Below are 12,911 nucleotides of genomic sequence, written 5' to 3' on the forward strand. Positions count from 1 at the left end.
GGGAACGATTATTATTTTCTCAAAAACTTCTCATCTGCTTCATATTCATCACTGACAAAACGTTCAACTGTCATATGAAGATCATATTTTTCACGAAGAGCTGCCAGCTGTCCCATCATCGGGGATGCATGGTGAGCATCGATCGCAGCCTGATCCGTCCAGGAATCTATGAGCAGAACTGTCTCAGGATCATCTAAAGGCTGAAAGTACTGGTAACGAAGATTACCTTCCTCGTTTCTTATTGCAGCCGCTATTCCCGACGATTCCATCTCCCGGACAAACGCACGTGCATTTCCATCTTTTCCTTTGTAATAGAGATTAACTGTTATCATATGATTCTTCTATCCCTCCATTTTCCGCTCCTGAAACGCCATATATCAAGAGCTGCCTTTATACACCAATCAAGCACCATTGCAAGAGCTATTCCGATAACACCCATTCCCATCCATAAAGCCAGAATGAACGACAGGGCTGTCCTGCACACAACTGTGGCGAATATCGATGCCCACATTGTAAATTTTACATCGCCTGCAGCCCGAAGACCGGATGAAAGCGGCCCTGAAAAGGGCTGAACTAGCGCAGAAAACAGATTGTGTATTGCAACTATTATCAGTATCAGACGCTTAGTCTCGTCCGAGAGATTATATAAAGTAAGCAAAATCGGAGTCAGCGCCATTACTATCACATTCCAGATGGTCGCCAGTAAAAGCGATAATCTCGTAAGCTTTTTAATATTCCACTCAGCCGCCTCATAGTCACCTGCTCCTACGCACTGCCCGACCACAGTGATAAACACCGTTCCCATGGACATGCCCATGCATGCAGCCAGTGACCAGAATGTCTGTCCTGTTGTATTTGCTGCTATCTGCGAGGTACCAAAGGTTGCAGTAAGCATACCAAGGACAACCTTGGCCGCCTGAAAAAGTGTATTTTCTATAGAATTCGGAATAGCCACACCCAATATGCGACCTGCCATAGCTGTGTTAAGTCGAAGTGATTCTTTAATTCTAATACTGATTCTCGGAGTGCTAAGCGCTTTAAGTTTTCTAAGAAGCTCATCAGATGCCCCTGTCTCAAGGCAAAGCGCCGTCATGATAACTGCTGCCACATACCATGAAATCGTAGTCGGCCATGCAACTCCGGCAGCACCGACTTTCAGTACAAATATACCTATTGCATTTCCTACAACGTTAACCAGATTTGCTATAAACGAAACCCACATGGTCACTCTGGTCTGACCCATTGCGCGAAAAACTGCAGTACCGGCATTATAGATAGCATTTGCAGGAAAAGACCAGGCCACGATCCACATGTATGTCTTGCAGGCTGCCATAGTATCTGCTTCTGCCTTAGGATACATTGTCTGAAGAAGTGATGATCCGAAAATGAGCATGATCACCATACATACTAAAGAAAGTACTCCGCCTATAAAGAATATCTGTGATGCGGAAACATCAGCATTATCCTTTTCCTTACTTCCTATGTATTGTGATACAACTACCGATCCTCCGGCAGAAATGGCGGTAAACAGGTATATAAATATGGTGTATACCATTGTATCAAGTCCTACACCGGCAACCACAGCTTCTCCTGCATAGCTGACCATCATCGTATCCGCCAGTCCCACCACCATCTGCAATAGCTGCTCTATAAGCAGTGGCACGATCATGGTTTTTAACGCTGCATTATCAAAACGTTTACGATCATCAGGTAAATATTCTTTTGGTTCTATTATTTTCCCCAGCATAGTCATTCTTTATTTTTGCGGCTCCATGTACTTAATTATGATTTTATTATTGCAAAATATCGCACTTTTCTCAAGCCACATATCGTAGTACGCTGCTGAGAAAAATTGAGCAGATAACTTGAAAGATTCCCTTCACTATTATAAAATCGCAGATGTACAGATTTCTGTTTTTCTGAGGAAAAACAAAAACCTATAGTGAATTAAACGAATATAAATATAGAGGTGCATTTATGGCAATTTTGAAATTAAAAGCTCCTACAAAGGATTATCTTTGGGGTGGCAACAGACTTGTAAATGAATATGGTAAAGAGTCCGCAGGTGCGGTAACTGCTGAGAGCTGGGAGCTGTCATGTTTTCCCGGAAGTGAATCGGTGATTGAAAACGGCGAGTTTGCAGGCAAGACTCTGACACAGTATATAGAAGAAAACGGAAAAGAAGTTCTTGGAACCAATTGTGAAAAGTTCGAGGACTTCCCCATTCTTATAAAACTCATTGATGCAAAAAAGGACCTGTCACTTCAGGTACACCCTTCCGATGAATATGCAAGAGTACATGAAAATCAGTATGGAAAAACTGAAATGTGGTACATCCTTGATGCTGAGGAAGGAGCATTTTTGTACTACGGCTTCAATAGAGAAGTTTCCAAAGAAGAATTCGCAAAAAGGATTGAAAACGAGACTTTAACTGAGGTTTTAAATCCTGTTCATGTAAAAAAAGGTGATGTGATTTTCATTGAATCAGGTACTCTCCACGCAATAGGCGCAGGAATTCTTCTTGCAGAGATTCAGCAGAATTCCAACGTAACCTACAGAGTTTATGATTACGGCAGACGCGATAAGGATGGTAATCTTCGTGAGCTTCATGTTGAGAAAGCTCTTGATGTTACAGATACAAATCCTGCACCGAAGATTCCAAGGCCTGAGCCTCACATCGGTCAGTGCAAGTATTTCACAGTTGATAAGGTTGCTCTCTCCGGTTCTCTCACAGATACTCTTAGCGGTGAGGTTACAGCTGAAAGCTTCCTCCACATTCTTGTTCTTGAGGGAGAAGGCGTTATCACAAACGGTGATGACAAGGTAGAATACAAGAAGGGCGACAGCCTTCTGCTTCCTGCAGGTAGCGGACGCTACGAGATAAAGGGTCAGCTCGAGGCAGTGATGACCTACGAATAAATTAGACGCATAAGTTGTAAAGGGAAAAAGTATGTATCAGGGTTCTAACAAAACAGCGCTTAGCTCGCAGAAAAGTATAGCCCAGGGTTTTACAGAGTTAATGCATGAAAAAGAATATTCCAAGATCAGTATAAGCGAGATCTGCCAGCGCTCAGGCATATCAAGGCAGACCTTCTATACTCTGTTTGAATCCAAGGAAAACATCGTAATTTTTATTCTGGCAAAAAGTCATGACTTTAAACCGGATAAGGACTGCGAATGCCAGGGGCCCCCTACTCTCGCGCAGCTTGCAGAGGGGTTCACAAAATATATTTTATCCAAAAAGGAGATTCTCGAGCTGCTTGTGAAGAACAATATCATCTACATGATGATGTGGTCTTTGTACAAATCCTTTACTGAGTGCAATGATCCCAAGGATGAGTATGACGAAATCATTTCCAACATGACTGCGGATTTTATTGCAGCAGGTCTTACGACCATTGCAAAGCACTATGTAATGAACAGCGATAAGATATCGGAAGAACAACTTAAACAACTTATATATGATCTTTTTAACGGTTCTTATTTCCCGACTGAAAGGAAGTAATATAAACTCCTGTCACATATCAATAACTGAATGTGCAGGAGTTTTTTCTATATATACACATATAAATTTATATATTTTTTATTTGAACTCTGACCGCTAAAGGTCAAAAATTATAGTATGAGAAACTATTGCCTAAAATTCTTCTTAATTACATATAGCATACTGATACTGCTCTTTTCATCGGTGCTGAAAGTCAGCGCAGATGGCGATAGCGAGCGTCAATATCGCATTCTTTTCATATCCTCATACGGTTTTTCCAATCCTGCAGTTCCATCGCAGCTTCAGGGTTTTGAGGCCGGACTTGGACAGGCTAATGTCGATATCAGTTATGAATTCATGGATGCGGATAAATACTATGGCGGACTTGATCTTATGAATTTTGATAAATATATCAGGTACAAGGTGTATTCAATTCGCTCTTTTGATCTGTTGGTTGTGGCAGACGACTCTGCCCTGCGATATGCCATCAACAATAGGAACGAGTTATTCCCGGATACGCCGATGGTTTTCATGGGAATAAACAACAGAACAGAGGCAATCACAGCTTCTGCAATGAAAAACGCCACCGGTATCGCCGAGAATCTTGATTTTGAAGGCAATTATGAGCTTATGAAGGAGCTTTTCCCTGACAGAACACATCTGTATGTGATAGTGGACTCTACTATCGCAGGGTTGGCCGATTATGTTGAGTTTATGAAATTCAGGGATGCACATCCCGAAATGAAAAGCACTGTCATCAATGCATCATCCTATACCAGAAATGGACTCCGGGAACTTTTGGGAACTTTTGAATCAGATGACATAATACTCTTCCTGGATTTTTCACTGGATGGTGAGAAAAATGCTTATTCTCTGCAGAACGCGGCAGAATTCATCTCCGAGTATGCTCCGGATATCCCCATAATCAGGCTTACTTCCACTGATATAGGATATGGAGTACTTGGCGGAATATCCTACTCTTATTATGATGCCGGTAAAATGGCCGGTGAGATTTCCGCAAAGATACTTTCAGGCGAAAGTGCCGACAGTATACCTCTTGTTACTTCTGCTGTCACTGCTACATATTTTGAACAGCACTCCATGGATAAGTTTGACTTAAAAAATTCACAACTTCCAAAAGGTGCAACAATAATAAATGAGCATCAGACCTTTGCGAAATTTTATCGTGAAAACAAACTTATCAGTAACCTGATGATTGTAATCCTGCTTCTTTTGATAGTCATAATTGTTCTTCTTAATATCGCTAATAACAAACGCAAAAAGTTGATAAAGATGGACTTCATGACACAAATGCCCAACAGAAAAAAGATCATGGAGGATATCGTTCAGGCGGTTACTGCGTCAACACCTTATGGAATAATAATGCTCGATGTAGACCGCTTCAAGAGCATAAATGATACCTATGGTCATAAAGTAGGGGATGAAGTGATCGTAGCTGTTGCAGAAAAGTTAAAAAAGCTTTCAAAGAAAAAGCTGTCCTTCGCAAGACTTGGTGGAGATGAGTTCTCCGGAATTTTTATGGAACCTTCTGAAGACAAAGCCCGCAAGATATGCGAATCAATCATAAAGAGTGTAAAAGATCCAATAAAGACTTCCGCCGGTGACCTTAAGATCACTGTCAGCATAGGCTGTGCAATGTATCCACTTGACACAAAGAATTCCAAAAACGTCATGGAATGTGCAGATAAAGCACTATATGAGACTAAGGAAAACGGCAGAAACGGATATACATTATTTGACAGCATAAATAAGTCCGGCTGAGTTTCGACTGTAGTACCCCGTATCAAACAATTCTTCCTCAATATTGTCCAGTGTGATAGTAATGGGCTGTAACAGGTATGATGATACTACTCTCACACCGTTGTCGTAATCCGTGGTATTGTAATCGCAGGAAAAATCCCAGTTCGACGTATCAATAAGATCCGCATCAGGTTTACTTCCTGATAAAATGGCTAATCCAAGATCGGCAGTAACAGCAGATTCATTATCCATAGCCTTGAATACTGTCATGCTCTGGACTCCATCAAAAATATTATAAATATTGGCAATATCGCCATCCTGCCCGGTTAACACAACCGGGTTTTTCTCTGAGTAATCTACTTCCAGTGCTCTTGCTGCGCCAAGGGCAGTTGAGTCATTGGCACAAAGTACCGCATCGAGAATAGTCCCACTTGGATAATAGGAATTAAGAATAATCTGAAGCCTTTGCTGGGCTAAATCTGTCGACCACTGAGCAGTGGAGGTCTCGTAAAAACCGGTCTGGTTAGACATTACGTTCAGAGTCCCTGCATCAATATAAGGCTTAAGTGTGTCCATGGCACCGCCATAGAAGAACCTGGCATTATTATCCACCGGATCGCCTGAAACAAATTCAATATTAAAGGTTTTTTCTGCAGAATCCAGTGACAGAGCATCTATCACATAGTTGGCCTGAAGGACGCCTACCTGATAATTGTCGAAAGAGACATAATAATCCACAGCTTCTGTATCCATTAGGAGTCTGTCATATGCAATTATCTTTATGTTTGCCTCAGCTGCTTTATCAAGAATATCTGATAAGGCGGCACCATCCACAGCAGTGATTACCAAAAGATCCGCACCGCTGTTTATCATATCGCGAAGGTCGTCTACCTGTGTATCTATCAGATTATTGGCATAACGCAGCATGACTTCACAGTCATTTTTTTCAAACTGTTCTTTTAAGAATAATCCGTCACGATTCCAGCGTTCAAGCAGCATATCAGGCATGGAAATACCCACTACTGTTTTGCCGTCATCAGAATGTGTATCTTCTATTTTAACCTTCTGTGTATCGTTCCGGCCAACATCTGTATTAGTTTTTTTCGAGCTGCATCCTGCTATGATCAGGAAAAACAGTAATGAAATTGTAAATAACCTCTTAGTTTTCATCATAGCGTTATGTATCCTCAAATTGGTCACTTAAATCTCAACTTCATCCTCTTCAGGCAGATGTACTTTGGAGATAACTACAATTGTATCCCCTGCTCGTAGTTTAACCTGCCCTTTTGGAACAACTGATTTGCTGCCTCTTTTTATTGACAATAATATGGTCTGTCTCGGGAAATTCAGGTCCTTAATAAATTTATCACACCAGGGATGAGTATCTCCCAAAGTAACTTCCTTAAGGTGCATGGGTACATCATTTTTGATGGCCTGAGCTCCGATTATTATCTTATCTCCCGCTTCGAGAACTATGCTTCCGTTTGGAATAATCACGTTGCCCTGACGTTGTATCATTGCAATAATTGCACCATGGGGAAGATCAATATCTCTTATTTTTTTATCTACCCACTTATCATTCATGGAGAGCTGCACCTTGATAAAATGCATATCTATGCTCTTTGAATAATCGCCCATATGCTTTAATTTGGTGTACTGTTCCACGAATCCTGCGGAAATAATACCTGTAGGTATAGCTACGATTCCTACACCAAGAAACGCCAGCAAAATTCCAAAGACTTTTCCAAGGATGGTTTTGGGATAAATATCTCCGTAACCCACTGTCAGCAGCGTGGATGCAGCCCACCAGATTCCTGAAAATGCATTTTCAAAAACATCAGGTTGTGCCTCATGCTCCAATGAGTACATGCAAAGGCTTGATGCCAGCATCATTACTGCAATAATGAAAACAGATGACAGGAGCTGCTGCGCCTTATTTTTGATAACTTCCGTAATTACATTAAGTGAATCGTAATAGGCGTTGATCTTAAAGAGTCTGAATATCCTTGCCACACGGAACATTCTGAAAGCCGCTGCGCCTGTAGGAAATACAAACGGCAAATAGAAGGGCAGGAAACTCAAAAGATCAATTATTCCAAAGAAAGAAAAAATGTAACGTACTACTGCACCGCCCTCTGATCTGTCAGGAAAAAGGCACTTTGACGTAAGGAGTCTCAAAATATAATCGATTGCAAAAAAGAATACTGTGACAGTTTCGATCCGATCAAAGACTGACCCGCATCGAACGTTCAGCTCTGAAAAGGTTGCTAAAAATGCCACCGTCAAATTCATGACAAGGGCGATTGTACCAACAACGTCATAGATAACGCTTGGCCAGTCGCCCAGATATCCAACAGAAACTATCTTAAAAAGCTTCTGTCTAAATTCATCAAAACTTATTTTCTTTTCAGACATTTTCCCCTGACCCCAACAAAAACTTTTTATTTGTCCGTAGCATCAAATACTATGGCTTCTTCAGGACTTATAGGCTTACTGAAGTAGTAACCCTGAATGATATCGGCCTTGAATTCCCTTAGCTTTTCATACTGCCACTTTTCCTCAACACCCTCGATGATCATCAGCTTATCAAGGTCATGTACAAGCTGGATGACATCCCTGATAAATGAATCCTTGCCTCCAACAAGATATGCATCCACAAGAGATTTATCGAGCTTAACCACATCCACAGGAATGTAGGTAAGGTATCCAAGTGATGAATAACCGGTACCAAAATCGTCCATCAAAATCTTTATTCCAAGCTCCTTGAGCTGTGCAAAGAGGCTCTCCGCTTTCTCTGTTCTTTCAAGGAACAGACTCTCCGTAACCTCGATTTCAACGAACTGCCCAGATATATTATACTCCGTTAGGAGCTCTTTTAAAAACTCAACATATCCGATATCACTGAGCTGGTTACTAGAATAGTTTATGGAAACAGGATAAAGCATGTGTCCTGCGTCTCTCCAGGCTGCCAGCTGCTTGATTACCAGCTCTGTTGTGATTCTTCCGATTCTCGCTATCCATCCACTGGCCTCAGCTATAGGAATAAAGATTCCGGGATACATTCCCTCTGCCTTCATTCTTACAAGAGCCTCAAAGCCGCAAAGCTTCTTTGTCTCTGCATCGATCTGAGGCTGATATACCATGTAGAATCCGTCATTATCCATGGCATCAAGGATTTTGGCCTTAATCTTATTCTCCTCGCGAACCTTCTTCTTCATGTCATCAGAGTACAGGAATGCCTTATTTCTTCCTCTCTGCTTAGCTTCGTACATTGCTATCTCAGCGTTTATGATATGCTGATCAGGGGGTGTCACTCCATCAGACAAAGATACACCCATACTGCAGGACATGATAATAGTTTCATCACCTAAACTAATAGGATTCCTGAATATTTTCATGATTTCCTGAACAGTGTAGCTATCCTCAGTCACGCGCTCTCCGGAGAGCATCATAAGGAATTCGTCGCCTCCGTACCTTGCCAGCATCCAGTCTCTGGTCCTTGCAAGATTTTCAAGCTCATAGGACAGGTGCTTTAAAACCTCATCCGCTACCTGATGGCCATAGGTCTCATTTACATCCTTGAAGTTATCGATATCCACCATGACTATGGAAAATACCTTATCCGGTAGCGCATGTTTTCTAAGATATTCTACTGCTGTTCTTCTGTTTAAAATATCAAGGAAGTCGTCATGCTGCGCCTGATAGATAAGCTTTTTCTGGGATTTTTCAAGTTCTTCCTTAGATGCAAGAAGTTCTTTGTTGGATTCTTTGCCAAGGAAAACCGTAGCATTGACAGACTGCAAAAGCATTATCATAGCAAGGAAAATAAGGCCTGCTGAGGGAAGAATTGCTCCGTAAACATCTATGAATAAAACGGGTTTATTTATAATTATCGCATCATCCGGAAGAAGCTTTTCAGAGACACCGTATTTCTTCATAATGTTGTAATCAAATTCAGTGATACTGGGTGTTTTCTGAGCCATATGTATCCTGCTGATGTCGGCACCGTCAAGAACCTTAACCATAGTTTCGCCGGCATTTTTTGCCTGCTGATAGAAGGACATACCAACTGAACCAAGAACACCATCACCTACTGCATCTTCATAGCAGCGCACTATAGGCGCATTGGAATACTCTGTAAAGAATTTCGTCATCTCATATTTGGTATGTGTAATTCCATCTGCATCAGAGAAGCAGGTCATGAAAACTATGACTGCGTCATCCGGAATCTGTTTAATAACTTCAATAAGCTGTTCCTTAGTATGGTTAGTTACATTGACAGTCTCGAATTCATATCCGGCACGACTGGTCATTGCGATGGTAAATCTTGCGACATCTGTTTTTCCTGCTGCGGACTCATCAAAAAAGCCTACATATTTCTTACGGTTAGGGAAAATTTCCCTGGTGAGTTTCAGGGTTTCATCGAGATAATCATTCTCATAATATCCGGTTATATTTCTGCGAGTGCAGGCTTTTCTGGCAAGAGCAAGATTATTTGCACCTATGAAAACAACGGGAATATCGCCAAAAATCTTTTCTCCGTAATCATACATAAACTGCAGCGCTTCATCATCAACAACTATTACACCGTCGTACTTTTTACCATTCTGCATTCTTGATACGAAGAAGTTATAGAAAGCGCTCTGGTCCTCGTTGGTCCTGTAATTCTTGGCATCCATAAAGATAACATCATACTCTACGCCGTTTGGATAAAGTGAGTCATGGAAACCTTCTATCTGATTGGGATATGTGTAGTACTGGGAATTATACGAACAGAATAAAAGCACCCTGTGTCTGACATCCTCAACATACTGAGAGGCAGGGTCCTCGGTCTTTTTCCCTTTATTTATGACCATAATCTGCAAGAAAATCACGGCCAATATAAGGCAGATAACGCTAAGGACAAGCCATACCCCCCTTAGCGTCCTGAAAACCGTAGCTTTTTTCATGCTTTTGCTCCGTTGCTAGACTATAATACTATTTAATCATAGCATTAAAAGAGCTTTTGCATTATTAATTTAGTCTTTTTTACATATAGAAACTAGAAAGAAATTCTTAAAAAAAAATAAATATCGGACGCAACCTTTTGGATCAAGTGTTGTGACCGATATTTATTAAATTTCTATAAAAACGGATTGAAAAATCTGTTCCCGTCGTGGTAAGTAAATGCAAGCGCTGCAGCAGAAAAAACTATGATGAATATCAGTACCGCAAAATCTGCTGTAGTAAGCTTTTTCCTTGAGTACCAGGTCCTTGTCTTTTTCTTTCCAAAGCCTCTTAGTTCCATGGCATTGCTGACCACATCTATCCTCTCCATTGATGAAAACAATAGCGGGAAAATTATAGCTGCCGTGTTTTTAATTCTTGAAAGCAGCTTTCCCTTTGAGCTCATCTCGATACCGCGGGCCTCCTGAGCATTCTTAATTCTGTGAAACTCGTCCTGAATGTCCGGGATGTATCTTAAAGTTATCTCTAGGGCGTAGGAAATCTTGTAGGGCACTCCCACTCCGTTAAGGCTTGATGCCAGTTCGCTGGGATCTGTTGTCGTAAGAAAAATGAAAACTGATGGAATTACTGTAAAGTACTTCATCAGCACATTTAGCTCATAAAAAAGCTGCTGCTTTGTCACCGTGTAATTTCCAAACAAATGGAAAAGGTCGGCCCTGCTTTCATAGATTCTGCAGCCTTCAAGGGGTGAGAAGAAGAAAATACAGGTAAGGTTAATTACCATGAAAAACATGACAGCCTTAAAAATTGTGCTGACCTGTCTCCATTTTATTCCGGCGCTTATGTAAATCAAGATACCCAAAACCAGCATGATTGCAAGAATTCTGGTATCAAAGGTAAGAGCACTTGTAAGGCACCATATCAGGAAAAACACAAGCTTTGTAAAGCCGCTTAGCTTGTGGACGAAGGTGTCTTTTTTTTCATAGGATATCAGTCTGTTCATGCCTGACCTCCTTTTGCTCTCTCATGGTCTATGAATCTGGCCGCAAATTCCGAAGGTGTATCTATGCCACATTTTAGTGACAGATCATAGAGTGATGTTTTCTTAAGGTAAGCTCTGTCGCACATATCCTCATCTGTCAAAACCTCGGAGGGAAGTGCGTTCATAAGAAGCTGACCATCTGTTAAAACCAGAGTCCTGTCGGTATATTCAAGCATCAAATGCATATCGTGAGTGATCATAAGTATGGTCTTGCCCATCTCGTCGCGGAGCTTAATCAAAAACTCCATAATCTCGGTATAGTGGCTGTAATCCTGCCCTGCCGTAGGCTCATCAAGAATTATCAGCTCGGGGCTAAGGACAAGGATTGATGCGATTGAAACGCGCTTTTTCTGTCCAAAGGAAAGGGCTGAAACAGGCCAGTTCCTAAAGGAATACAGGCCGCAGATTTTCAGAGCTTCATTGACTTTTTCCTTGATGATATCCTCCGGAACGCCTCTTGCGGTAAGGCCCAAAGCCACTTCGTCAAATATCATTGGCTTGCTTATCATCTGATTTGGGCTTTGCATAACGTAGCCGATTTTCTCGCCGATTTCCTTGATAGAAAGGGCTGCCATATCTTCGTCGTTAAAGAGGATGCTTCCACTCTGAGGCTTGTAGAAACCGCAAATGAGAGATGCTAACGTGGATTTTCCTGCACCGTTTCTTCCTACAAGAGAAATCATCTCGCCTTTTTTTATGTCGAAGCTAACATCTTTAAGAATCTGCCTTCCATCCTCGTAGCCAAAGTTAAGATTATTTACGCTTAAAATTGTTTCAGAAGAACTTTGCTGCTGATGCTTTGGAACTGAATGGAACCAGTCCCTTACCTGATCTTTATATTTTGTTACATCCATGGTCTCTATATGCTGCGGATGTGTATCCTTGGTAAGCTCGCAGCCTGTTGCTTTAAGCGCAGCTACATAGAGTGGTTCGCGGATGCCATGCTTTGGCAAAAGATCCGTGCAGAGAAGCTCATCGGGATGCATGTCTGCAATAATCTCGCCATCTCCCATGAGGATTACTCTGTCAACGTCGCGGTAAAGCACATCTTCTATACGGTGCTCAATTATGACAACCGTCACATCCTCGCGCTTCATTATCTCGTCTATAAGGGCTATGGTGCGCTTTCCCGTTGCCGGGTCGAGATTAGCAAGCGGCTCGTCAAACAGTAAGATTTTTACATCACAGGCCATAACGCCGCCAAGGGAAACTCTTTGCTTTTGTCCGCCCGAAAGCTCTCCCGGCGCATGGTTTAAGAAGCTCTTTAGATCAAGCTTTTCCGCAACCTCATGGACCTTGTTAAACATCTGATCCTGAGGAATGTTGTCGTTTTCAAGAGCAAAGGCTATGTCCTCGCCAACGGTCAGTGCTATAAACTGTCCGTCCGTATCCTGAAGGACGGTTCCCACTATCTGTGACATGCCAAAAACTCCGAGTTCACTGGGAGTCTTCCCGTCAACCCGGAGTGTTCCGCTCATCTCGCCTGAAAAAGAACAGGGAATCAGTGCATTAAGGCAATGTGCCAATGTGGATTTACCCGAGCCGGACTGTCCTGCGATAAGGATTTTCTCACCCGGGTAAATCTTTAAATTTATGTTTTTAAGTGTAGGTTTTTCCTGCACTCTGTACTTAAATGTTACATCTGAAAATTCGATGATTGGGGTCTTTTCCAAAAAA

10 protein-coding genes are annotated in these 12,911 nt (G+C 41.7%); 3 read left to right on the top strand and 7 right to left on the bottom strand.

Annotation, left to right across the window (positions count from 1 at the left end; translation table 11 throughout):
* Positions 1–11: 11 nt before the first annotated feature.
* Positions 12–332 carry a putative quinol monooxygenase gene (locus tag G608_RS0114195; protein ID WP_026496597.1) on the bottom strand — a complete coding sequence of 107 codons (321 nt, stop codon included), beginning with the start codon at positions 330–332 and terminating at the stop codon, positions 12–14.
* A complete protein-coding gene (locus tag G608_RS0114200) occupies positions 329–1,747 on the bottom strand; it encodes an MATE family efflux transporter (protein WP_196810208.1) in 1,419 nt (472 codons plus the stop codon). The genes G608_RS0114195 and G608_RS0114200 overlap by 4 nt, the downstream gene beginning before the upstream one ends.
* Before the next feature lie 230 nt (positions 1,748–1,977).
* On the opposite strand from G608_RS0114200, the gene G608_RS0114205 reads away from it, so the two are divergent.
* From G608_RS0114205 to G608_RS0114215, 3 genes are all read left to right on the top strand, one after another.
* A complete protein-coding gene (locus G608_RS0114205) occupies positions 1,978–2,919 on the top strand; it encodes a type I phosphomannose isomerase catalytic subunit (protein ID WP_026496599.1) in 942 nt (313 codons plus the stop codon).
* Positions 2,920–3,019: 100 nt separating this feature from the next.
* Entirely contained in the window at positions 3,020–3,505 is a 486-nt protein-coding gene (locus G608_RS0114210; RefSeq protein ID WP_207637697.1) for a TetR/AcrR family transcriptional regulator, read from the top strand.
* 117 nt (positions 3,506–3,622) lie between these two features.
* Positions 3,623–5,266: a diguanylate cyclase domain-containing protein gene (locus tag G608_RS0114215; RefSeq protein ID WP_026496601.1), complete on the top strand. Its 1,644-nt coding sequence runs from the start codon at positions 3,623–3,625 to the stop codon at positions 5,264–5,266.
* Here the strand turns inward: G608_RS0114215 and G608_RS0114220 are convergent.
* The 5 genes from G608_RS0114220 to G608_RS0114240 all read right to left on the bottom strand — a co-directional run bounded on the left by G608_RS0114220 (position 5,237) and on the right by G608_RS0114240 (position 12,907).
* A complete protein-coding gene (locus tag G608_RS0114220) occupies positions 5,237–6,418 on the bottom strand; it encodes a substrate-binding domain-containing protein (RefSeq protein ID WP_242829397.1) in 1,182 nt (393 codons plus the stop codon). The genes G608_RS0114215 and G608_RS0114220 overlap by 30 nt on opposite strands.
* 27 nt (positions 6,419–6,445) lie before the next feature.
* The gene (locus G608_RS0114225; RefSeq protein ID WP_026496603.1) at positions 6,446–7,660 is read right to left on the bottom strand and encodes an ion transporter; all 1,215 of its coding nucleotides are present in this window, start codon (positions 7,658–7,660) and stop codon (positions 6,446–6,448) included.
* Between the two features lie 26 nt (positions 7,661–7,686).
* A complete protein-coding gene (locus G608_RS0114230; protein ID WP_026496604.1) occupies positions 7,687–10,194 on the bottom strand; it encodes an ABC transporter substrate binding protein in 2,508 nt (835 codons plus the stop codon).
* Between the two features lie 173 nt (positions 10,195–10,367).
* A complete protein-coding gene (locus G608_RS0114235; protein WP_026496605.1) occupies positions 10,368–11,195 on the bottom strand; it encodes an energy-coupling factor transporter transmembrane component T family protein in 828 nt (275 codons plus the stop codon).
* Positions 11,192–12,907 (bottom strand): ABC transporter ATP-binding protein, encoded by a 1,716-nt coding sequence (locus tag G608_RS0114240; protein WP_242829398.1) that lies wholly within the window; start codon positions 12,905–12,907, stop codon positions 11,192–11,194. The genes G608_RS0114235 and G608_RS0114240 overlap by 4 nt, the downstream gene beginning before the upstream one ends.
* Positions 12,908–12,911 lie beyond the last annotated feature (4 nt).

Origin of the sequence: Butyrivibrio sp. WCD3002, from assembly GCF_000424265.1 — a bacterium.
In the GTDB taxonomy this organism is placed as follows: Bacteria; Bacillota; Clostridia; order Lachnospirales; family Lachnospiraceae; genus Butyrivibrio.